Genomic DNA, 20469 nt, shown 5'->3' on the forward strand with positions numbered 1-20469 from the left:
CAGACGATCAGGCGGTAAATAGGGCCGCTTCCGCATTCCGCCGCCGCACTAATCCGGAGACCACTTCACCGCCGGCGTGCACCCACAACGTAAACTGCGCAACAGCGCCCCCAAAATCACGACTATTTACCTTTCGCAATAGTGTGGACTGAACGAAGTTTCCACGACCAGCGTTGAAACAGAAGTCCACCATTGCATCGAATTGGCCTTGGGACATCGCGGCATGGACCGCGCGATTCACGCAGGCAACGGCCTCTGCCAGATCTGCCTGAAGCAACGTCTCAGCTTCCGCCTCGCTGATGGATTGACCCGGTAAAACGGAGGGCCCTGTGTGACCGTAGCCGATCGTCCAATTGCCGACGCAATCCTGATACGCCCCCAGCTGGAGTCCCTCAAAGCTCTTGGTGAGCGCTAATCCCCGATCGCTATAGCTAAATTCCTGCATTGAAAGCGCACCTCCACGAGCGCATGGGTTACTTCAAAACTTGATGAAATGGCCGCTTGAATCGCGCAGCCTCGTCGCACATCGAATGACGTGGGCTGCAGCAACGGCTAAACTAAGGTCTCAGGGAACTTGAGAACACGGGAACGTGCGATACCGCCGGCCGTGATCCCCCAACGAATGGAGCAAACTCTCTTGGCAGACACTATTTATGACCTGGCTATCGTCGGCGGCGGGCCGGCAGGCTATACCTGCGCCATCCGCGCGGCACAACTCGGCCTCAAGGTCGCGCTCATCGAAAAGACCGACAAGCTTGGCGGAACATGTCTTCACTGGGGCTGCATCCCCACCAAGGCAATGCTGTTTTCGGCCGAGATCTGGGACCATCTCAAGCACGCCGAGAGCTATGGAATCGAAGGCGTCTCTTCGCCGACACTCAACTGGAACAACCTGCTTAAGCGCAAGAACGACATCATCGTGAAGCACACCAAAGGCCTCGACTTCCTGATGAAGAAAAATAAGATCACCGTCGTGCGCGGCCATGGCCGGCTCACCGGCCCCGCCAAGGCAGAGGTCTTCACAATCGACGTCTCCGCAGAAGATAAAGGCAAAAGCCAGGGATCAGAGCTCCAAACTGCAACCCAGGTTTTGGCGAAAAAAGTCGTCCTTGCCACAGGCTCCGACGCGCGCATGCTGCCCGGCTATAAGGCCGACGACACGATCCTCACCAACATAGAGATCCTCACCCTGCCGGCTCTTCCAAAGTCACTCATCGTGATCGGCTCGGGAGCGGTGGGTGTCGAGTTCGCCTCGGTCTTCAAGAGCTTCGGCTCCGATGTGACCATCATCGAGGCCCTCCCGCGCATTGTTCCAGTTGAAGACGAGGAGATCTCGAAGGAACTCACTCGCGCCTACAAGAAACGCGGCATCGATGTAAACGTCAGCTGCAAAGTCGAGAAGATTGAGAAAACGAGCGCCGGCGTCAAGGTAAGTTTCACCGACGCTGCCGGTAAGCCCCAGGTCAAAGAAGCGGAGAAAGTCCTGGTGGCCGTCGGCCGCGGTCCGCGCACCGCAGACGCAGGTATCGACAAGGTGAAGATCACCCTGGACCGTGGCTTCGTCCCCGTCAACGAGTGGATGGAAACCTCCGAGCCCGGCGTCTATGCGATTGGCGATATTGTTGCCGGACTACCGCAGCTCGCCCACGTTGGCGCGATGTGCGGTGTCGTTGTAGCCAGCAAGTTGGCTGGCAAATATGCATTGCCTGTTCGGAAAGATCGCGTTCCGGGCTGCACCTACTGCGACCCGCAGATCGGCAGCGTCGGCCTAACAGAAGCTCAGGCTAAGGAGAAGGGTTATCAGGTAAAGGTCGGCAAGCTCCCATTCGTCGGCAACTCCAAAGCCACCATCGTCGACTCCCACGATGGCTTTGTAAAGGTCGTCTCCGATGCGAAGTACGGCGAGGTCCTCGGCGTCCATATCATCGGCCCGCAAGCCACGGAGCTCATTGCCGAGTGCGTCGTTGCCATGCAGCTTGAGGCCACCGTTGAGGAGATGATGTTCATCATCCACGCGCACCCCACCCTCTCCGAAAGCTTGCTGGACGGCTTCTCCAGCGTCGAAGGCATGGCGATCAACGTGTAGCGGAGCCGCTACAAGGACAAAGCTATGAGCTCAGAACAAAGACCTCCATTCCCGCCGTTCACGCGCGAAACCGCAATCGAAAAGGTGCGCAAGGCAGAGGACGCTTGGAATAGCCGCGACCCGCAGAAGGTCTCGCTCGCCTACTCTGTCGATAGCCGCTGGCGAAACCGAAACCAGTTCATCAATGGCCGAGACGAGATTGTCGCTTTTCTCACGAGCAAATGGCAGCGCGAATCGGACTATCGACTAATCAAGGAGCTCTGGGCCTTCACAGAGAACCGTATTGCAGTGCGTTTCGCCTACGAATCTCACGATGAAACCGGACAGTGGTTTCGCTCCTATGGCAACGAAAACTGGGAGTTTGACTCCAACGGCCTCATGACCGCACGCCATGCCAGTATCAATGACCTCGCAATCAAGCCAACCGAAAGGTTGTTTCACTGGCCGCCCGGCCGCCGTCCTGACGATCACCCCAGCCTCACCGATCTCGGCCTGTAACCCATCATGCACATTCATCTGCTCCAACTCGGACGCATTCCTTATACCCAAGGACTGCGTATCCAGGCAGAAGTTGTTGCAGCGCGCAAGGCCGGCGCCATCGGTGACACCCTCATCCTGCTTGAGCACCCGCCCGTGCTCACGCTAGGCCGAAACGCATCCCGTGCAAATGTCCTCGCCAGCGACGAACAGTTAGCCGGCCGTGGTGCCGAGATCCACGAAGTCAACCGCGGTGGCGATGTCACGTATCACGGCCCCGGCCAACTCGTCGGCTACCCCATCTTTGATCTCCGGGGAGACCTACCCGGTAAGCGTGGTCCACATTTAGGGCCAGTAGATTTCGTCCGGCTGATGGAAGAGGCGCTGATTCTTACCTGCAAAGACTTCGGCGTCCCAACTCAACGCATCTGCAAACTCACAGGCGTCTGGACGTTACCGGGCGGCAGCGTTCGAGAGAAAAAGATCGCCGCCATCGGCGTCCATGTCTCGCAGGCAGTGACCTCCCACGGGTTTGCTCTAAACGTCACCACCGACCTGCGCGATTTCGACTGGATCATCCCCTGCGGCATCACCGACCGGGCGGTAACCTCGCTGGAAATCGAATCGCCTCGCACTCCTCCGCCTTCACTCGCCGAGGCTGCCAACAGCGTCGCCGCAAACTTCGGCCGCGTCTTCCAGCGGCAGATCATCGCAGCAGAATCCCTCGAGCAGCTGTTGGGCACTCAATTGACGCGACCTGAATTGGATTCTGTACCAACTGGTACAAAGATGGCCTAATCTCCTCCCTTGGGATTGTCCACACCCGTATAATCTGAAATTGCGCTGTAAGCGGCGCCGTAACCTCTGCCGGAGACCCTTCCTCATGCCAATCGACGTCGTCATGCCCCAGATGGGCGAATCAATCACGGAAGGCACGCTCACCAAGTGGCTAAAGAAGCCCGGCGACACCGTCGCTCGCGACGAACCCCTCTTTGAGATCTCCACGGACAAGGTCGACGCCGAAATCCCGTCTCCGGCAGCCGGCACACTCGGCGAAATCAAGGTGCAGGAAGGCGCTACGGTTAGCGTCGGAACCGTCGTTTGCGCTATCAACGATTCTGGTTCAGCGGAGGCTGCCCCACCTGCCCCGGCAGCAAGTGAAGCGCCGCAGAAGGAGCAGACGGTTACACCCGCAGCGGTAGCCACTGCAGCCAGCGATCAGGCTGTTCCGCCGCCCGCTCCCGAAGCTTCCGGCCCCGGCACCGAAGTCCTCATGCCGCAAATGGGCGAGTCCATCACCGAAGGCACGCTCACCAAATGGCTCAAGAAGGTCGGGGACACTGTAGCGCGCGACGAGCCCATCTTCGAAATCTCCACCGACAAAGTCGATGCCGAAATTCCCTCCCCCTCTGCCGGCGTCCTCTCCGAGATCCGCGTACAGGAAGGCCAGACCGTCACGGTTAGCACCGTCGTAGCGGTGATTGGCGGCGGCGCGGCAGCTCCCGCGTCTACCCCTAAGGCTGCGGCAGTCCCAACTCCCAGCACGCCAGCTCCCATCGCGCCTGTCCCCACCCCTGCACCCTCCACCGCGGCGAGCGAAGGCCTGCGTTCCTCGCCTCTAGTCCGCAAGATAGCAGCCGAGAACAATGTTGACCTCAGGGGAATTCAAGGCACTGGCGCTTCCGGCCGCATCACCAAGCAAGACATCCTCGGTCATCTTGAGGGCGCACCTGCACCCGCTCCGGCAGTTTCTCCGGCGCCGACCGCTGCCCCTTCCGCTCCCACCGCTCCCGCTGCCGCGAAAGCCGCACCCGCTCCCACCACGGCTCCGTTGCCTGGCGAACTGGTCCCACTGTCCAAGATGCGCTCCATCATTGCCAAGCGCATGGTGGAGTCAAAGGCCACCAGCCCGCATGTCCACACGGTCTTCAAGGTGGATATGACGCGCATCGTAAAGCTGCGTGAAAAAGAGAAGAACAAGTACGAGCAGCGCAATGGCGTGAAGTTGACCTACATGCCATTCATAACGCGCGCCGCGGTACAGGCTCTCCGCAAGCATCCCATCGTCAACGCTTCCATGCAGGGCGAATCGATTCTCTACAACAAGAACATCAATGTCGGGATCGCCGTCGCACTCGAGTGGGGGCTGATCGTCCCAGTCATCAAGCAGGCGGAAGAAAAGAGCTTCCTCGGCATAGCTCGCGCCGTGGTCGACCTCGCCGATCGCGCCCGCTCCAAGAAGCTCGCGCCCGACGATGTTGCCGGCGGCACCTTCACCCTAACCAACTCCGGCATCTTCGGTGAACAATTCGGCATGCCCATCATCGCGCAACCTCAGGCTGCAATCCTCGGAATCGGCGGCCTCAATAAAGAGGCCGTGGTGCTCACCGACAAAGACGGCCAGGATACGATCGCCATTCGGAGTATCCAACGCTTCACTCTCGGCTTTGATCACCGCATTATCGACGGCGCCGACGCTGGCAAATTCATGTCCGAGTTCAAGGCGTACCTGGAGAACTGGTCCGAAGATATCGGCTAGCCAACGGCCACCTGCGTAGATCGCTTTGCCTAAAATTTGGCGTAGCGTTCAACTAGATACACAACGAGCAGGTGCAGCATCGTCAGGATCCCGCCGAAAACTATACCCGCTCCCTTCAACCTCTGTACGCTTCGTTCATGCTCCTCGACGCGCCCTTCGAGCTGATGCAGTCGCCCGGGTTGCCCAAGGTTCTTGATCTCCGCAAGCGTCGCTGGCCCTCCCCCCGGCACCGTCACGGGGACTACCCAGTACTCGCGACTTATCGTTCCGTCGCTGAGATGAAATATTGCGGTGTAATAGCTACCCATCGGCGATGCGCCTATGTTCGGCGTTAGAGCAATCGACAACTGCCCCCCTGTGCCAATCGTCGCGGACGTACTGCCAGCCGGAACTGTCTGCCCACCCGCCGTGGTAAATGAGCTCCAGCTCACCAGGGCCGTGCCGCCCACCGGTGTTCCGTTGGCGCTGTATACCGTATCCGATACCGTCGTCGTTGGTACCTGGGCCGCTGCCATGCCCGCGAACCCAGCGATCATCGCCACCAATACCGCCAGCAGCATTAGCACTCGTTTTGTTCCGCTCATCGTTCCTCCACTTCTCCTGCTGCTCTAATCTCTGCTCGTCTGTTCATCGCACGAAATCGTCTCTGTCTCTTAGACCGCCAACGCGGCGCCCACAGGTGCAGTGCTCGTTCCTATTTCCGCCACAGGACCGGCCGCAACTTCCGCTGGCGCAATCGAATTCAACAACATGCCATTAGCGGTCTGCGCCAGCTGTATAAAATCGCCGCATCCAAAGTGTCCAATCGACACTCCACTATCGTGGGCGATCGCCAATCCGATGTTCAGTAAGCCAAGAATCCTCTGCAGTTCCACTCTGTTCATATCGTTCTCCTTGGCCTCACCGGCCTCTCTAACGTTCGCAATCGCAAATTCTCTGATTCCGACCCCGCTTTCGGTCGAATCCTCAGTACTGCGACGCACATTCCTGCCTGCGCCCTCGTTTACGGCCGGCCATACGTTGCAACCATCTCCGCCGAACCGCTACCATCACCCTTAGCAACATGCTCTGAAAGGCTCCTATGGACTCCAGCAATAGCAACTCCGCACCTCGCCGCTCTGAAGACATCGCTCTCGATCTCCTCAAGTTCGTTGCCGCACACACCAATCTCGGCACCAAAGGCGCCTCTTCGACCGGCTTCGGCCTTCCCTCCGCTCCCAAGCCCGAAGATCAGCTAACCCAGCTGTTCGAGCTCTACACCCGTTGCCGCGTAGCCGTTGAATCTCCCCTGCCCGGCGCCGCAGCGCAAAAGTAGCCGTGCCTCCTCTTCGCGTCGCAGTTGTGGGCACGGGCGCCTTCGGGCGTAATCACCTTCGCGTCTATCGCGAACTCGAAGTCGCCCAGCCCCAATTCGTCCAACTCGTCGCGCTCGTTGACCCCATCACCGAGCGCCGCTCATCCTTCGCCTCTACCTACAACATCCCCGCCTTCGCAACCGTCGCCGAGCTGCTCGCCGCCAACCTGTCGCTCGACGCCGTGTCCATCTGCGTCCCCACCAGCCATCACGCTGCGGTCGCGGAACAGCTTCTTCTTGCCGGCCTCGACATCCTCATCGAAAAGCCCTTCGCCGCAACCCTCGCCCAGGCAGACCACATCTTGGCGCTCTCCCAGGCGCAAGACCGCATCGTCGCCATCGGCCATCTCGAGCGCTTCAATCCGGCCGTCACCGCGACCCTCGCCGCCCTCACCCACCCAATGTTCTTTGAGTCGCACCGACTCAGCGTCTTCACACCACGTTCCCTCGACGTCGACGTCGTTCTCGATCTCATGATCCACGACCTCGACATCGTCCTCAGCCTCACCAACTCGCCGGTTCGCGAAGTCCGCGCCGTCGGCCTGCCAATCCTCTCGCACAAAACCGACATCGCCAACGTCCGCATCGAATTCGAATCCGGTTGCGTCGCCAACTTCACCGCCAGCCGCGTCTCCACCGAGCAAGTCCGCAAGCTCCGACTCTTCCAGCCTCACCAATACCTCTCGCTCGACTTCGCTCGCCAGGAACTCCTGACCATCAGTGTCGATCCGGCCGTAGTCGCGGCAGCAATCGCTGCCGCAGTTACGGCGACGCCCGCTACAGGTTCTTCTCCCCTCCCTGCACCCACCGCGGCCGCCCCCACACCCCTTCCCACCGCCCATCCATCCCCGTCCGCTCACGGTGAGCACCCCACCGCAGGCCTCTCCCTCACCAAAGCGGACATCCCCAAAGGCGAACCCCTTCGCCTCGAGCTCGAAGACTTCCTGAATGCTGTTCGCACGCGCACACAACCCCGCGTTCCCGCTCAGGCAGGCCGCGAAGCTCTTGCACTCGCTCTCTCCATCAACGACCAGATTGCCGCGCACGCCCACCGCGCCGGTCTTCTCTAGTCACGCCGCGCTCTAAGCGCCTACTGCAGCTTCTGTACCGTAGCCCCCGGCGGAATCGTCAGCTCAAACTGGTCCGGCTCGAACGACTCATTCAGCGTCAGCTTCGTCACATCGATCTTCAACGAATACTCATCGAGCGGCCTGCGGATCGTAATCTCCGCAGGAAACTGCTGACCACCATGCGTCTGGTAGTTGTCATACGTCGCCTGCGTCACAATCTGGCCCTTATCGTTATAAATATCCTGCTGATACGGCAACATCGTCACGCGGTTAATGCGAATGACCCGCTGCACCTGCAGGATGTTTCCGCGGGTTATCTTCAACACCGTCAGGTTGTAATCCGGCTCAATCGTCTCCGTCTTATGATGCATGTCCTGATGGATCACTCGCGACGACTCCGTCATCGTGACAAGCTCATTCGGATCCACGCCCGGCACCAAAAGCGAGTCCAGAAATACCGCCGGCCTCAGGTTTTCCAACCCGTTCTTCGACGGCGTCGTTACCTTCCCCGTTCCCTGTATCCAGATATTCCCATGCGACGACGCGCGCACCAGCGTAAATGCGTCGCCCGTGCTGACCATGTCCAGCGCACGCGATCCAACAAACGGCAACTGCAGAATCACCCGCAAGTCAGCCGGCTTCTGCACAAAGATGTACCCCGTGAACGACGTGTACTCCTTCAGCTTGCCTTCCTTCGACCCGCCCGTAGTCGCCGTAATCTGTACCTGCGCGTTAAGCGTCTTTACCGCAGCATCCCGATCCGAAACATCCTTCTCCACCTGCTCCACAGTGGCAGTCTGATAAACCGTCGGAGCCTCCGACTTCAAAACAAGACGAGTCGTCGAGAAACAGCCGGTTAACCCGCCTGTCATCGCGACCAACATCACCGACAACGCTCTCAAATTCTTCATCAAATGCAAGTACTGAGTATATCGACTCCCGTCCTACCCTCTAGGATGCAGAATGATGCAGAATTAGAACGCTTTGTCTCGTCCCCGCATCGCACGAATACCTCTTCACCCATCACTCGCTTATCCAAAATTTTCTATCGTCGCCCCCTGATTTGCGACTCTTTGCAAATCAATGACTAGCCAGAACCGCATCCACATGGCTCCAGATGGCGCTATACGCGATCATCCACGGCTTTCGAATGATCGTGATCAGAATCTGCCCCTGGCTGGTGCTCCAACTCAACGTCACACCATCTGCACTCGCTTGCCCCGTAGCTTGAGTCGGATCAAGCGCCGGTCCGCCAGCCGCCTTCACCTTCGCGGCAATGGCGGCTGGATCTGTCAGCAGATACGTCTTCGCCTGGCTCATCTCAGGCCGCCGTCGGCAGGGCAGTCAACAACGCCGTAATTTCCGCATCGATCATATTGGTGTACTTCTCAATACTCGCCACAACCGAAGGATTGCTCACCTTCACCGCCGCCAGCAGTACAGGAAGCTGTGTCTGAATATCCGCCAGCAAACTCGGCAGGTTGCTCGCCCCATTCGCCGCAGTCACCGTCGCCAGCGCCGTCGCAAGATCCGTCTTGATCGTCCCGATGATCTCGTTCGCCTCATCGCCCAGTGCCGGTCCCCCACCGATCGTCAAGATGGTCACCACGATCGGCCCAAGATACGTCAGCACCCCCTGGGCAATCGCAATCCACGAAGGCGCGTCCCCAAACAGTTTCTTGAACGCCGCTTCTACCTTCGCTGAAAATGATTTCAAATCCTTGATTACATTGCTGAAAACACTCATCGATTTCTCCCGGCGGATCCTCTCCGCCCCTGTTCTCTAGAATCTCGTTGTCAAAACTCCGTTGCCGTCCGTGCCCTGCAGCTCCTGGGCCGCCGCGAGCTGCTCGTTCTGCAACTGCTCTCTTTCCCGTTCTTCCCTCTGCAGCATCTCCCAGTACTTCGTCGCCGTTCCCTTCTTCCGCGAAGGCCCCGTCCGTGTTGGCTTGAGCAACTCCGTCGCCAGCTTCACGTGCGGGCAGCTACCCTTTTTCGCAGCCTCTACAAACCCCTCAATAATCGCGTCAAACTCCTTCGTCAGCGTCCGCCTCATACGATTGCGACATTCGCTCGGCCGCAGGTATTTTGCCTTCCCCTCAACCAACTCTTCCTTCACCTGATCAAGCTCCTTGCTTCCCGTCATCTCGGCTCTTTCCCCCCCCAAACGCAAAACGGGAGACCCCGAAGGGCCTCCCGCTTTATCTCTACTTAACTAGAATACCAAGTTGAGTAGGGTAACTATGCCAACTTTTTGAATTTATTATTTGCTTTAGAATGATGCACTTCGGTCGATTTCGTCGCCGTGACCCCCTTGACAACTTTTCAACGGTTCCAACATTCCGGCCTCCAGAAACATCTCCGTCAGCACATCCAGCGCATATCCGTACTGACGAATACAGTTTCGCAGGCTCAGCCCCAGCATCCCGGCGGCTTCACCCTGTGTGTACTCCTGCAGACCCATCCGCTTGATCAACTGCTGCTCCATCACCGTCAATCTGCTCAGGCGTTTCTCAACATCGAAACAGAAGATCACGCCATCCTCGAAGCTGTGAACGCGGTAGCTCGTCACATTCCCGCGGAATAGCTCCCTCCCCAACAGCGACGGCACTCGGCCAGCCTGGATCGATATCCGCAGATACCGCCTCAGCATCGCCTCCGTGTACTTCCGATAAAACGCCAGCTCCACCTTGGGCTTTTCATCTATCTCCGGTATTACCTCCTGCGGTGAGGCAGCAGCTTTCTCAGCAACCGCCCACACTCGCCGAAGCTTCAGGGCATTGGTCAATGTAGCCACCACGCGCCCCGTGCTTCCCTCCCGGATCACCTGCTCCTGCCCGGCCTGCCGTACCGATTTGGGAACCAGCCTCAGCCCCGTTACCTGCTCTCTGATACTCAGTTGCTCCTTCATTGAGCACCCCCTGCATACGCCGTACTCACCGTCGTACGCCTTTGTGCCCGTCGGCTCGACGCCCGAGGTGCCGGAAAATCCGACAACCACAAAGCGCATCCAGAGCAGTACACTCCGTGACCCATGGCTCGCAGCCATAACGCCCCGCAAGCTTCACATACCTTCAAATCAACGCGGAAGTCCTTCATTCTGTTGTATCTCCAGGCACAGTTTCCCCCGGCGAGCCTCGGTTATTTTTCAGCGGTCGAATGGGCTCGCTCAGCTGCTATGAGGTCTGCTTCGCCTGTGGCTCACACTCTGCGTCGGAGTCCATGCGCGTCGCGACCTGTTTTTACATGTTGTGACCGAACCTGGCCCTGGGAAATGCCCGCCCGCCCCTGCTTCCCTCGAAGACTCTATGCGCCCGCAGCTCCCCCTCTTTGGGCTCCGGCCGGCTGATCCTCGTAGTGGAAGTGTTGCGTTTGTAGCTCCGCATCAGCCCAATGTCAACTCATAATTTCTGGCGCTGCTGAACGGCCATAACTTCAATAAATACAATAAATTGGGTATACATTGCCAGAGTTATATCCGCATGTATTCGCTAAAACTTCGCCCCTCAATACTTTGCGGGTTTCCGCAGACCTCCTCCGATGCGAAACCGCAATCCGTTGTACCTGTCCCCACCACACCACAACCGCACGCAAGGGTCAGACCCCCCGAATTTAGTGCTTCATCCCAGCGCGATAAGCGGCAACATTCGCATCGTGTTCGGCCAGGGTTGCAGCGAATTTCGTCGTCCCCGCCGGATCCGCCACAAAATACAAGTAGTCCGTCTTCGCAGGATGCAGCGCAGCCTGCAGCGCCGCAACCCCCGGATTGCAGATCGGCCCCGGCGGCAATCCCTCGTGCGTATACGTGTTGTACGCCGAGTCCGACTTCAGCTCACTCTGATGAATCACGCCCGTCCACGTCCCCCGCAGCAGCGACGCATAGATCACCGCCGGGTCCGTCTGCAGCGGCATACCCGCAGCCAGCCGATTCTCAAACACACTCACCACCTCCGGCCGTTCCATGTCGATATGCACCTCCTTCTCCACCAGCGAAGCCATCGTCACCGTCCGCGATACTTTGTCCGGCGTCATGCCCAACCTCCTCGCCTCCTGCCCAAACTTCCTGACCATCGTCGTCAGCATCAAGATGGGCGTCGCATGCCGGGTGAATTTATACGTGTCCGGAAACAGATACCCTTCCAGCGAACTCGCGCTCCCCTGCGGCACCCATTCAGCAATCAACTCGGTGTTCTTGCGTTCGGCATCGAGAAAGTCTTCCCGCGTACCCAACTTCGCTGCTGCCACCGCACTCGCAATATCGAAGATGTTGTAGCCCTCTGGAATCACCAGGGTCACGGTATACACATCGCCTTGCCTCAACCGGTCATACACCTCGTCCATCCTCGCTGCATGGTCAAACCGATACTCCCCAGCCTTCAACGACCCCGCTCCGTGACCCCGCACCGTCTTCCAAATCACCAGCGCCTCAAACGCCAGCGCGCTCCGCACAATCCCCGTCTTCTGCAACTGCCTAGCAATCCCCAGCGTCCCAGTCCCCGGCAGAATATCGACAAAAGTCTCCGACCCAGGCCCATACGGCACATACACAAAGAATCCCACCGCGAGTCCCACCAGCACCACGATCACCACCAAAGCCTTAAGTACCCTCACAAGCACCTCACCCGAAGTAGTCTATCCGCCATCAGGCCGCCGTCACGCGAACCCACCCCCTATCCTCTACACTCTATCCCCTATCCCCTGTTCTTCCCCCGTACACTAACGTCGTGCCTCACCCCCGCACCCTCGCGCTCGACGTAGGCGACCGCCGCATCGGTCTCGCCATCACGGACCCTCTCGGCCTCACCGCCCAACCCCTCTTCACCCTCCAGCGCACCACCCTCCGCGCCGACCTCAAAGCGATTGCTCGTTTCATCCGCCAACACCAAGTCGAAGCCCTGCTCGTCGGCAACCCCCTTCACGCCGACGGCACACCCAGCCCCCAGGCAGCCAAGGCCCAGGCCTTCGCCCATGCCCTCAAGGAAGCCCACCCCTCCCTCGCTCACCACTTACTAGACGAGCGCCTCACCACCCACGACGCCCACGCGCTTCTCGATCTCTCCGGCCACACACCGCGATCCTCCGGCCGCTCTACCCGCCTCGATCGCAAAGACATCATCGATCAGGTAGCCGCAACCCTTCTCCTCGAGAGCTTTCTCTCCGCCTCCAATCCCACGCTGCTTCCCGACCCAGAAGCCTCCTAGCCCTTTTCCCCGCCTCCTTTCGTATAATCAAGCTTTTACTCTCCGCCCTGCCGCAACCGGCGCAGGGCCAGCAAAGCAGACACACCCATGGAAGACATCAAAAAGGCTATCGAAGAACAAATCAAGGCGCTCGAGTACGAGCTCACCACCGAACTCCCCGCGGAGATCAAGAAAGCCGTCGCCCTCGGCGACCTCTCCGAAAACGCCGAATACCACATGGCCAAGCAGCGCCAGGTCTTCGTCAACGCCCGCCTCGGCCAGCTAAAAAAGCGCATGGGCGAGCTCGCCATGGTCAACCTCGAAAACATTCCCCGCGACAAGGTCGGCTTCGGTTCCACCGTCGTAGTCTTCGACTCCACCAAGAATGAGGAGTTCAGCTACAAGCTAGTCACCAGCGAAGAGTCCGACGTCACCAAGGGCCTCATCTCCACCACCTCGCCCATCGGCCGCGCCCTCCTCGGCAAAGAAGTCAGCGACATCGCCACCGTCGTCACCCCCAACGGCAAGCGCGAACTCGAAATCCTCAAGCTCTCCACCATTCACGACACCATCAAAGTCGTCGAATAGTCTTATGTCGACTTCAGATGACGAAGAGTTCGAGTCTTTCATTGAAGACATTACGCCTGATGTCTTCGCTTCTTTACAGCGTGAAAATTTCTTCACCAGACTGGAAGCTCGGATCTTCCCCGAAGGTTCTACGGACAGGAACGAATGCGATGGTTCCTTTTCGGCAGCCACAGCACTTCTTACTGATCTGGGGCATGATGAAGGTGCTAGAGAAGATGTCTTCAATGTAATGCGCTCTAAGGGAGGCTTCTGCGATTGCGAAATAATTCTGAATGCAGCGCCGGAAAGCCCCGCAAGAGCGACGTATTGGAAGAAGAAATCGCACACCTCGCAGTAGAATGAAGAGTCAATGACCTGGACAAGCGCTTTCGGCAAGGGCAGCGGCTGGCTGCTGCAGAAGATCGTTAACGGCCTCGCTCTCTCCAAAATCTCTCCCAACACCCTCACCTTCATCGGCCTCATCATCAACGTAGTGGCGGCCTTCTTCTTCGGCTACGCGCGCGCCGACAACTACGTTCGCATGTTCCTCTTCGCAGGCCTCGTCATCATCGGCGCCGGCCTCTTCGACATGGTCGACGGCCGCGTAGCCCGCCAAACCAACCAGGTCTCCGTCTTCGGCGCCTTCTTCGATTCCGTCCTCGATCGCTACTCCGACGTCGCTCTCTTCTTCGGCCTACTCGTCTTCTACGCCCGCGGCAACCGTTTCTTCTACGTCTTCCTCGCGGCCTTCGTCATGACCGCCTCCCTCATGGTCAGCTACACCCGAGCCCGCGCCGAAGCCCTCATCGGCTCCTGCAAAGTAGGCTTCATGGAACGCCCCGAGCGCATCGTTCTCATCATCCTCGGCGCCCTCTTCGAACGCTGGGGAGCCATGGCCCCCGCCCTCTGGGTCCTCGCCGTCATGACAACCATCACGGTCATCCACCGCATCCGCTACACGTATCTAGAAACCGAACGCCGCAAACTAGAACTCTCCCGCCCATGAATCACCAGCCAATTCTCCTCATCCACGGCGGAGCCTGGGCCATGCCCGACGACGCCGTAGCCGCACACGAACGCGGCATAGCCGCCGCCCTCGCAGCCGGGTGGTCCGCGCTCTCCCGCGGTGGCACCGCCGTCGATGCCGTAGAAGCCGCCGTCACGATCATGGAAGACGACGACACCTTCGATGCCGGCCGAGGCTCCTTCCTCACCCGCGATGGTCGCGTCCAACTCGACGCCCTCCTCATGAACGGCGCCGACCTCCGCACCGGCGGCGTAGCCTGCGTCGAGCGCCTCCGCAACCCCATCCAGGCCGCCCGCCTCGTCCTCGAAAAATCCCCCCACGTCTACTTCGTAGGCACCGGCGCCGAACGCTTCGCCACTCAACACGGCATGCGCCTCGTAGACAACACCGAGCTAATCGTCCCCCGCGAGCGCGACCGCCTCATGGCCTTCCAGCAAGCCGAAGCCGCCGGCCATCCCGACACCACCTTCAGCGGAAACTCCTCTGAAGTCGTCGCCCCGGCCGAAGCACTCCCCACATCCGTCATCTCGACTGGAGCGCCTCCGACTTCCGTCATCTCGACCGAAGCGAAGCGCAGTGGAGAGATCCCTGCATTTCCTCCTGATCCCGCCACCGAGCAACGCGCGCTCGAATCCGAAGTAGAATCCGCCCTCCCCGAAGAACTCCGCATCGACGACCCCACCCTCCACTCCCACGACACGGTAGGCGCCGTAGCCCTAGACCAATACGGCAACCTCGCCGCAGGCACCTCCACCGGTGGCACCCTCAACAAAGCACCCGGCCGCGTCGGCGACAGCTCCCTCATCGGCTGTGGCTGCTACGCCGACAACCTCTCTGCCGCCGTCTCCCTCACCGGCTGGGGCGAGCCCATCATGAAGCTCGTCCTCGGCAAGTGGGCCGTCGATCGAGTAGCCGCCGGCGCCACCCCCCAATCCGCCGCGTCCTCCGCCATCGACTACCTCTTCACCCGCCTCGGCGGCCACGGCGGCATCATCCTCCTAGGCCCCGACGGCCAAACCGGCATAGCCCACAACACACCCCGCATGGCCTGGGGCATCGCCACCGCTAACGGCACGCAGCTAGGCATCACTCGCAATCCGTGAACTCGCAGTAGCTCTTGTCTTTGCCGTCGTCTTTGCCTTTGCTTTTCTTTCTGTCATTCCCCCTGGGAATCTGCTTCTTCTTTTGCCTGAGCTAAGAGCTACAAGCCAACAGCGAAGAGCTAAAATCCCTCCCATAGCATCCAATCACAGCATGCCGCCCGAACTCTTCACCAATCCGGACGACCTCGAAGCCACTCGCCGCCCGCTCACCCCCGAGCAGGCCGACAAGCTTCCGCACATCCATCGACTTCTCCTCGGCTACTACGGCCAGCCTGCGCCACGCGAGCCCTGGGACCCGCTCACACAGCTCATCTACTCGCTTCTCTCCGCACGAACCAAGACACCTGTCTCCCATCAGGTGATGCGCGACCTCGAACGCATCTTCAACGCCGGCCCCGGCAACTGGGAACCCGTCCGCGACGCCTCCGTCGCCGACATCGAGCGAGCCATCAACATCGTCACCTTCCCCGAACAGAAAGCTCCTCAGCTCAAAGAAACGCTGCAAGGCATCACCGCCCGCTACGGTTCCCTCACCCTCGACTTCCTAGCCAAATACCGCACCGACAAGATTCGTGCGTGGCTTGAGCAGTTTCCTGGTGTCGGCCCCAAAACCAGCGCCGCCGTCGTCAACTTCTCCACCCTCCGCCGACGCGCGCTCTGCATTGACAGTCATCATCTCCGCGTCGCGCAACGCCTCTGCCTAACTCCGCGCGCCGACGCCGCCACCACCGAAGAACGCCTCATGCGCCTCGTCCCCGAAACCTGGGACGCCGCCATGCTCGACGAGCATCATTCCCTCATCAAGCTCCACGCCCAAACCCTCTGCACCTTCGCCGACCCCAAGTGCGAAAACTGCCCCCTCCTAAAACTCTGCCCCACCGGCCAACGCAATATGGCCGAACTCCAACTCACCAGCGCCTAACCTCCCCAACGCTCTACACTATCTAACGATGGACCTCCAAACACTCTCCGACCAATTCTCGATCCCCGGCGTCCTCGCCTTCTCCCAGACCGAGCAAGGCCTCATCCGCGCCAACATCACCACGGCCGCCTGCACAGCCGAGTTCTATCTTCACGGCGCGCAAATCACGCAGTGGCAACCCACCGGACAGCAGCCCGTTCTCTTCCTCTCCGAGCGCTCGTTCTTCACTCCCGGCAAAGCCATTCGCGGCGGCATCCCCATCATCTTCCCCTGGTTCGGAGCGCGCACCCGAACCCCCGACGACCCGCGCCCCCAAGATCCGCCACCAGCGGGCCCCTCCCACGGCTTCGCCCGCATCTCCGAGTGGACCCTCGCCTTCGCCGCCCTCGCCGGCGACGACCTCCATCTCACCCTCACCCTCGGCCCCTCCGACACCAGCCGCTCCCTCGGCTACGACGAGTTCGCGCTCGTCTACGAGATCACCATCGGCACCGAGCTCGACATCAAGCTCACCGTCAACAACCAGGGCAGCAATCCGCTTCACTTCGAAGAAGCCTTCCACACCTACTTCGCCGTCGGTGACTCCCAGCAGATCTCCATCATCGGCCTTTCTGACACCGAGTACCTCGACAAAACCGACAACTTCAAAAGGAAGTCCCAGACCGATCCGGTCCTAAAACTTACCGGCGAAACCGATCGCCCCTATCTCGACACCCTCGTCCCCGTGAACGTCGACGACCCAATCCTCAGGCGCCGCATCACCATCGATAAAGCCGGATCCCAATCCACCGTCGTCTGGAATCCATGGTCAACCCTCACCGCCACTCTTCCGGATATGAGCCCTCTCTGCTGGCTAACCATGCTCTGCATCGAAACCGCCAACGTCGCCACCAACGCCATCACCCTGGCCAGCGGCGACCACCACTGCATGGAAGCCCACATCTTCGTCCAGCAATTCGCAGCAGGCTACACCGCCGTCGGCTCTTAGTTCTCACTTGTCAGCTCCACGATCTCAGCTTTTGACTTTTAGCCGGAAGCTAAACAACCGAGAACTGACAACGAACAACTGAGAACTAAAAATATGCTCATCCTCGCCTCAGCCTCTCCCCGCCGCCGCGACCTCCTCACCCAGGCCGGCCTGCGCTTCGACGTCCTCCCCGCGCACATCGACGAGACCCTCCACCCCAACGAGTCCCCCACCGCCTACGTCCAGCGCCTCGCCCTCGAAAAAGCGCAAGCCATCCACACCCTCCACCCCAAAGCCACCATCCTCGGTGCCGACACGACTGTCGTCTGTGAACAACAAATCCTCAACAAACCCACAGACCTTTCCGACGCCGAACGAATGCTCCGCCACCTCTCCAACCGAGTCCACCAGGTCCACACAGGCATTGCCGTGGTCACTCCCACGACCCAACGCTCCCACGTAGAAACCACCAGCGTCTTCTTCTCCGCCATCCCCGAAGACGACCTGGCCAACTACCTCTCCACCGGCGACTCCCTCGACAAAGCCGGAGCCTATGGCATCCAGGGCTACGCCGCCCGCTGGATCCCCCGCATCGAAGGCGACTTCTTCAACGTAATGGGCCTCCCCATAGCCGCGGTCCTCCAACTCCTCCGCGAAACCCGTTCCCTCTAAGCGGCTCCCATCATCTCGACCAGCGCAACTCGGCAACTTCGACGCTAAAGAGTTCGCTGTTAGCCGGAGAAGGTGAAAGCCGCTACCGCAACTTCGTGTGATTTCCCATAACGCCGTATTGCGGGCACTTCTTCTCCGCGAGTCTGAGACTGCGACCGCTGGGTCAAGCAACCGGTGCGGTGTGCACCTGATTAGCAAACCGGTCTTTCAATCTCAATAAGGGTTTTTCGAGTAAGCGGTAGCTGAGTGTCGCGATCAGCAGAGTCGCGGAGAACGCTATCAGGAGTGTAAGTGGATAGGCGTAGCGAGGAGACAGTCTATGAGCTAGCTCAGAATAGAAGTCGTGCAAAAGGTCGTGGTAGACGTAAAAGCCGTAGCTGATCAGTCCGAGAGCACGCAGTGGCTTCCAACTAAGGACTTTGCTCAGAAAACTGCCAGGATGGATACATTCCAAAATTAGCGCAGCTGCAAAAGCATCGATGAGGGTGAACCCGAAGACTCCAATCCAATTTGAAGCCGATCCCTCAAAGGGCAGGGATAGGATTTTTACGGAGATGAGATACAGGGCGACGAATAGGATCGCGGACGCCACGAGGAGAGGGCGGCGCGCCCGACGAACGATGCTCTCTTCGGGACCCCTTAGGCATAGAGCGACGAGCCCACCGATGAGGAGCGCATCGATGCGTGTTGGAAGGCTCCGGTAAAACAACTCCATGCCGAGAAGCTGGGTTGAAAGTCCGATGCTGAGCACACCTCTAAAAATCGGACACAGGACAATTACGGTGAGGCAAATTTTGATCAGAGCCTCGCGCTTGCGCACTTGATATACGACGAAAGGCCAGATCAGATAGAACTGCTCTTCAACACACAGCGACCAGAAATGGCCGATGTAGAGGTGGAATGGGTACCCAAACCAAGAGCTGATCGGCGCCCCGAACGTGAGCTTGTCGAAACGGTATGGGTCACCAGGCTGGTGAAGAAAAAAGAAGCGCGCATAGTTGCCGAAGTAAGCAGGCCAGAGAGCCCAGCGCATATTCCACTGCCAGTGCGCTACAGGCGCGATGAGTAGAACGACGATCCAAACGAAGTAGTACAAAGGAAAGATTCGGAGCGTCCTCCGAATGTAAAAGTCTCTGTATCTGTGAATCTTGTGTTGGCTGTCGTAGAGGATTCCAGTGATCAGAAAGCCAGACAGCACGAAGAAGAGATCGACGCCGGTCCAACCCCAACTGAATAAGAACGCATGACCGGCCCCGTAATGCTGGAAGAACACCATGATGACTGCAATTGCTCTGAGCCCGTCTAGAGCGACATAGTAGGCAGATTTAGGGACGCCGGGCGACTTTAGAGTCATCTCTGCGCCACTATATCTTCTCGACGACCTGGAAACATTGCAAACCGCGTCGACCGGTTGAGACCGCCCGGATTTTCGGCAACTTCGTCCCCGACTTACCCACAATCTATCTCGAAGCTGAAACCTAAGCTCGCAGGCCCCATCAAACCCCCGCAATCACCCCCGCCAGCAACACCGTCCGCTCCACCAAATGTTTGACCACCACATGCTCATGCGCAGCATGCGCCCCACTCCCCACCGCCCCCATCCCATCCAACGTCGCCACACCCATCGCCGCCGTAAAATTCCCATCCGATCCACCGCCGGTAGCCGCCTCTTCCAACGTCAAACCCATCTCCGCAGCAAACCCCCGCGCCAGCTTAAATAGCGCCACCGTCCCCGCCTTCCGCTCCATCGGCGGCCGATTGATCCCGCCCGTCACCGTCAACCGGCAAGCCTTATCCGTAACCTTCAACCCCCGAAACAGCCTCTCCACCCGCGCCGCATCCTTCGCCTTCGCAATCCGCACATCCACCTCGGCCATACACTCTGCCGCCACCACGTTCGATCGCGTTCCGCCCGCAATCACCCCCACATTCACCGTCATCCCTTTACTCAAATCCGTAAACCCCGACACCGTCTCCACCAGCCTCGCCATCTCCAGCACCGCCGAGTGCCCACTCCCAAAGTCCACCCCCGCATGCGACCCCACGCCCACCACCCGCAGCTCATAATTCCCCACACCCTTACGCGCCGTCTTGTACGCAAGTCCCTGTGCGGGCTCCAGCACCAGCACAGCCGCGCACTCCGCCGCCAGCCTCTCCGTAATCGCCCGCGACACCGGACTACCCACCTCCTCCTCACTCACCAGCAGCAACGTAACCGGCCTCTCCGCATCCAGCTCCCGCAGCGCCGCGACCGCCTCCAGCGCCATCACCACCCCCGCCTTCATATCCAGAACTCCCGGCCCCCAAAGCTTTCCCTTCCGCTCGCGCCAAGGCATCTTCTTCAGCGTCCCCATCGGCCAGACAGTATCCAGATGCCCCAGTAGCAGAACCCTCCCGCGCTTCCGATTCGCCGCCCCAAACCGCAACTCCAACACATCCCCAAACGCCTTCTGCCGATGCCGTTTCACCCGCCCCCCCAGCTCCTCGGCCCACCCCGCCACCAAC

The 20469-nt window shown here is 59.5% G+C and carries 25 protein-coding genes; 14 read left to right on the top strand and 11 right to left on the bottom strand.

Annotated features, from left to right (window positions below; all coding sequences use genetic code 11):
• Positions 1–7: 7 nt before the first annotated feature.
• Positions 8–445, bottom strand: coding sequence for a lysozyme (locus GSQ80_RS07895; protein ID WP_158787094.1), 438 nt, complete (start codon positions 443–445; stop codon positions 8–10).
• Positions 446–637: 192 nt separating this feature from the next.
• Here GSQ80_RS07895 and lpdA point away from each other — a divergent pair, with 192 nt between their 5' ends.
• From lpdA to sucB, 4 genes are all read left to right on the top strand, one after another.
• On the top strand, positions 638–2086 hold the full coding sequence (gene lpdA / locus GSQ80_RS07900) for a dihydrolipoyl dehydrogenase (RefSeq protein WP_158787095.1): 1449 nt from the start codon (positions 638–640) through the stop codon (positions 2084–2086).
• Positions 2087–2110: 24 nt separating this feature from the next.
• Positions 2111–2584, top strand: coding sequence for a nuclear transport factor 2 family protein (locus tag GSQ80_RS07905; protein WP_158787096.1), 474 nt, complete (start codon positions 2111–2113; stop codon positions 2582–2584).
• A gap of 6 nt (positions 2585–2590) precedes the next feature.
• Positions 2591–3361: a lipoyl(octanoyl) transferase LipB gene (gene lipB, locus GSQ80_RS07910; RefSeq protein ID WP_158787097.1), complete on the top strand. Its 771-nt coding sequence runs from the start codon at positions 2591–2593 to the stop codon at positions 3359–3361.
• Positions 3362–3446: 85 nt separating this feature from the next.
• On the top strand, positions 3447–5102 hold the full coding sequence (sucB, locus tag GSQ80_RS07915; protein WP_158787098.1) for a 2-oxoglutarate dehydrogenase, E2 component, dihydrolipoamide succinyltransferase: 1656 nt from the start codon (positions 3447–3449) through the stop codon (positions 5100–5102).
• 29 nt (positions 5103–5131) lie between these two features.
• Here sucB and GSQ80_RS07920 read toward each other — a convergent pair whose 3' ends face one another.
• Entirely contained in the window at positions 5132–5686 is a 555-nt protein-coding gene (locus GSQ80_RS07920; protein WP_158787099.1) for a hypothetical protein, read from the bottom strand.
• Positions 5687–5755: 69 nt separating this feature from the next.
• Positions 5756–5986, bottom strand: a complete 231-nt coding sequence (locus GSQ80_RS07925) for a hypothetical protein (RefSeq protein WP_158787100.1) — start codon at positions 5984–5986, stop codon at positions 5756–5758.
• A gap of 197 nt (positions 5987–6183) precedes the next feature.
• Here GSQ80_RS07925 and GSQ80_RS07930 point away from each other — a divergent pair, with 197 nt between their 5' ends.
• Together GSQ80_RS07930 and GSQ80_RS07935 are read left to right on the top strand one after the other, a co-directional pair.
• Positions 6184–6417 (top strand): hypothetical protein, encoded by a 234-nt coding sequence (locus tag GSQ80_RS07930; RefSeq protein WP_158787101.1) that lies wholly within the window; start codon positions 6184–6186, stop codon positions 6415–6417.
• A 2-nt stretch (positions 6418–6419) separates the two neighbouring features.
• On the top strand, positions 6420–7526 hold the full coding sequence (locus GSQ80_RS07935) for a Gfo/Idh/MocA family protein (RefSeq protein ID WP_158787102.1): 1107 nt from the start codon (positions 6420–6422) through the stop codon (positions 7524–7526).
• 20 nt (positions 7527–7546) lie between these two features.
• Here the strand turns inward: GSQ80_RS07935 and GSQ80_RS07940 are convergent, their stop codons facing one another.
• The 6 genes from GSQ80_RS07940 to mltG all read right to left on the bottom strand — a co-directional run bounded on the left by GSQ80_RS07940 (position 7547) and on the right by mltG (position 12137).
• Positions 7547–8437: a DUF4292 domain-containing protein gene (locus tag GSQ80_RS07940; RefSeq protein ID WP_158787103.1), complete on the bottom strand. Its 891-nt coding sequence runs from the start codon at positions 8435–8437 to the stop codon at positions 7547–7549.
• Positions 8438–8606: 169 nt separating this feature from the next.
• Complete coding sequence (locus GSQ80_RS07945; RefSeq protein ID WP_158787104.1) at positions 8607–8846, bottom strand: hypothetical protein; 240 nt, start codon at positions 8844–8846, stop codon at positions 8607–8609.
• 1 nt (position 8847) lies between these two features.
• On the bottom strand, positions 8848–9273 hold the full coding sequence (locus GSQ80_RS07950) for a hypothetical protein (RefSeq protein WP_158787105.1): 426 nt from the start codon (positions 9271–9273) through the stop codon (positions 8848–8850).
• A 36-nt stretch (positions 9274–9309) separates the two neighbouring features.
• Positions 9310–9672 (bottom strand): hypothetical protein, encoded by a 363-nt coding sequence (locus tag GSQ80_RS07955; RefSeq protein ID WP_158787106.1) that lies wholly within the window; start codon positions 9670–9672, stop codon positions 9310–9312.
• Between the two features lie 126 nt (positions 9673–9798).
• Entirely contained in the window at positions 9799–10536 is a 738-nt protein-coding gene (locus GSQ80_RS07960) for a hypothetical protein (RefSeq protein ID WP_158787107.1), read from the bottom strand.
• A 602-nt stretch (positions 10537–11138) separates the two neighbouring features.
• The gene (gene mltG, locus GSQ80_RS07965) at positions 11139–12137 is read right to left on the bottom strand and encodes an endolytic transglycosylase MltG (RefSeq protein ID WP_158787108.1); all 999 of its coding nucleotides are present in this window, start codon (positions 12135–12137) and stop codon (positions 11139–11141) included.
• A 113-nt stretch (positions 12138–12250) separates the two neighbouring features.
• Here mltG and ruvX point away from each other — a divergent pair, with 113 nt between their 5' ends.
• From ruvX to GSQ80_RS08005, 8 genes are all read left to right on the top strand, one after another.
• Complete coding sequence (ruvX, locus tag GSQ80_RS07970) at positions 12251–12727, top strand: Holliday junction resolvase RuvX (RefSeq protein ID WP_158787109.1); 477 nt, start codon at positions 12251–12253, stop codon at positions 12725–12727.
• A gap of 87 nt (positions 12728–12814) precedes the next feature.
• Positions 12815–13294, top strand: coding sequence for a transcription elongation factor GreA (locus tag GSQ80_RS07975; RefSeq protein ID WP_158787110.1), 480 nt, complete (start codon positions 12815–12817; stop codon positions 13292–13294).
• A 4-nt stretch (positions 13295–13298) separates the two neighbouring features.
• Positions 13299–13631, top strand: a complete 333-nt coding sequence (locus GSQ80_RS07980; RefSeq protein WP_158787111.1) for a DUF2695 domain-containing protein — start codon at positions 13299–13301, stop codon at positions 13629–13631.
• A 12-nt stretch (positions 13632–13643) separates the two neighbouring features.
• Positions 13644–14279: a CDP-alcohol phosphatidyltransferase family protein gene (locus tag GSQ80_RS07985; RefSeq protein WP_158787112.1), complete on the top strand. Its 636-nt coding sequence runs from the start codon at positions 13644–13646 to the stop codon at positions 14277–14279.
• A complete protein-coding gene (locus GSQ80_RS07990) occupies positions 14276–15403 on the top strand; it encodes an isoaspartyl peptidase/L-asparaginase (RefSeq protein WP_158787113.1) in 1128 nt (375 codons plus the stop codon). Before GSQ80_RS07985 ends, GSQ80_RS07990 begins: the two co-directional genes overlap by 4 nt.
• Before the next feature lie 151 nt (positions 15404–15554).
• A complete protein-coding gene (gene nth, locus GSQ80_RS07995; protein ID WP_158787114.1) occupies positions 15555–16325 on the top strand; it encodes an endonuclease III in 771 nt (256 codons plus the stop codon).
• A gap of 28 nt (positions 16326–16353) precedes the next feature.
• Positions 16354–17313, top strand: a complete 960-nt coding sequence (locus tag GSQ80_RS08000; protein WP_158787115.1) for a D-hexose-6-phosphate mutarotase — start codon at positions 16354–16356, stop codon at positions 17311–17313.
• 93 nt (positions 17314–17406) lie between these two features.
• Entirely contained in the window at positions 17407–17964 is a 558-nt protein-coding gene (locus GSQ80_RS08005) for a nucleoside triphosphate pyrophosphatase (protein WP_158787116.1), read from the top strand.
• A gap of 163 nt (positions 17965–18127) precedes the next feature.
• Here GSQ80_RS08005 and GSQ80_RS08010 read toward each other — a convergent pair whose 3' ends face one another.
• Together GSQ80_RS08010 and GSQ80_RS08015 are read right to left on the bottom strand one after the other, a co-directional pair.
• Positions 18128–19318, bottom strand: a complete 1191-nt coding sequence (locus GSQ80_RS08010) for an acyltransferase (RefSeq protein WP_158787117.1) — start codon at positions 19316–19318, stop codon at positions 18128–18130.
• A 142-nt stretch (positions 19319–19460) separates the two neighbouring features.
• Positions 19461–20469, bottom strand: a 1009-nt coding sequence (locus GSQ80_RS08015) for a M20 family metallopeptidase (RefSeq protein WP_158787118.1), incomplete at its 5' end; no start/stop codon positions are given.

It is taken from the genome of Granulicella sp. L46, from assembly GCF_009765785.1.
Classification (GTDB): domain Bacteria; phylum Acidobacteriota; class Terriglobia; order Terriglobales; family Acidobacteriaceae; genus Granulicella.

What these genes read in the sequence shown, in the direction of transcription:
- GSQ80_RS07895 (WP_158787094.1), bottom strand. Translation starts at nt 445, where the DNA reads ATGCAGGAATTTAGCTATAGCGATCGGGGATTAGCGCTCACCAAGAGC.
- GSQ80_RS07920 (WP_158787099.1), bottom strand. Translation starts at nt 5,686, where the DNA reads ATGAGCGGAACAAAACGAGTGCTAATGCTGCTGGCGGTATTGGTGGCG.
- nth (WP_158787114.1), top strand. Translation starts at nt 15,555, where the DNA reads ATGCCGCCCGAACTCTTCACCAATCCGGACGACCTCGAAGCCACTCGC.
- GSQ80_RS08005 (WP_158787116.1), top strand. Translation starts at nt 17,407, where the DNA reads ATGCTCATCCTCGCCTCAGCCTCTCCCCGCCGCCGCGACCTCCTCACC.
- GSQ80_RS07985 (WP_158787112.1), top strand. Translation starts at nt 13,644, where the DNA reads ATGACCTGGACAAGCGCTTTCGGCAAGGGCAGCGGCTGGCTGCTGCAG.
- GSQ80_RS07925 (WP_158787100.1), bottom strand. Translation starts at nt 5,986, where the DNA reads ATGAACAGAGTGGAACTGCAGAGGATTCTTGGCTTACTGAACATCGGA.
- GSQ80_RS07955 (WP_158787106.1), bottom strand. Translation starts at nt 9,672, where the DNA reads ATGACGGGAAGCAAGGAGCTTGATCAGGTGAAGGAAGAGTTGGTTGAG.
- GSQ80_RS07930 (WP_158787101.1), top strand. Translation starts at nt 6,184, where the DNA reads ATGGACTCCAGCAATAGCAACTCCGCACCTCGCCGCTCTGAAGACATC.
- GSQ80_RS07940 (WP_158787103.1), bottom strand. Translation starts at nt 8,437, where the DNA reads ATGAAGAATTTGAGAGCGTTGTCGGTGATGTTGGTCGCGATGACAGGC.
- lipB (WP_158787097.1), top strand. Translation starts at nt 2,591, where the DNA reads ATGCACATTCATCTGCTCCAACTCGGACGCATTCCTTATACCCAAGGA.
- GSQ80_RS07950 (WP_158787105.1), bottom strand. Translation starts at nt 9,273, where the DNA reads ATGAGTGTTTTCAGCAATGTAATCAAGGATTTGAAATCATTTTCAGCG.
- GSQ80_RS08010 (WP_158787117.1), bottom strand. Translation starts at nt 19,318, where the DNA reads ATGACTCTAAAGTCGCCCGGCGTCCCTAAATCTGCCTACTATGTCGCT.
- sucB (WP_158787098.1), top strand. Translation starts at nt 3,447, where the DNA reads ATGCCAATCGACGTCGTCATGCCCCAGATGGGCGAATCAATCACGGAA.
- GSQ80_RS07945 (WP_158787104.1), bottom strand. Translation starts at nt 8,846, where the DNA reads ATGAGCCAGGCGAAGACGTATCTGCTGACAGATCCAGCCGCCATTGCC.
- GSQ80_RS07905 (WP_158787096.1), top strand. Translation starts at nt 2,111, where the DNA reads ATGAGCTCAGAACAAAGACCTCCATTCCCGCCGTTCACGCGCGAAACC.
- GSQ80_RS07990 (WP_158787113.1), top strand. Translation starts at nt 14,276, where the DNA reads ATGAATCACCAGCCAATTCTCCTCATCCACGGCGGAGCCTGGGCCATG.
- GSQ80_RS07960 (WP_158787107.1), bottom strand. Translation starts at nt 10,536, where the DNA reads ATGCGCTTTGTGGTTGTCGGATTTTCCGGCACCTCGGGCGTCGAGCCG.
- GSQ80_RS08000 (WP_158787115.1), top strand. Translation starts at nt 16,354, where the DNA reads ATGGACCTCCAAACACTCTCCGACCAATTCTCGATCCCCGGCGTCCTC.
- GSQ80_RS07980 (WP_158787111.1), top strand. Translation starts at nt 13,299, where the DNA reads ATGTCGACTTCAGATGACGAAGAGTTCGAGTCTTTCATTGAAGACATT.
- GSQ80_RS07975 (WP_158787110.1), top strand. Translation starts at nt 12,815, where the DNA reads ATGGAAGACATCAAAAAGGCTATCGAAGAACAAATCAAGGCGCTCGAG.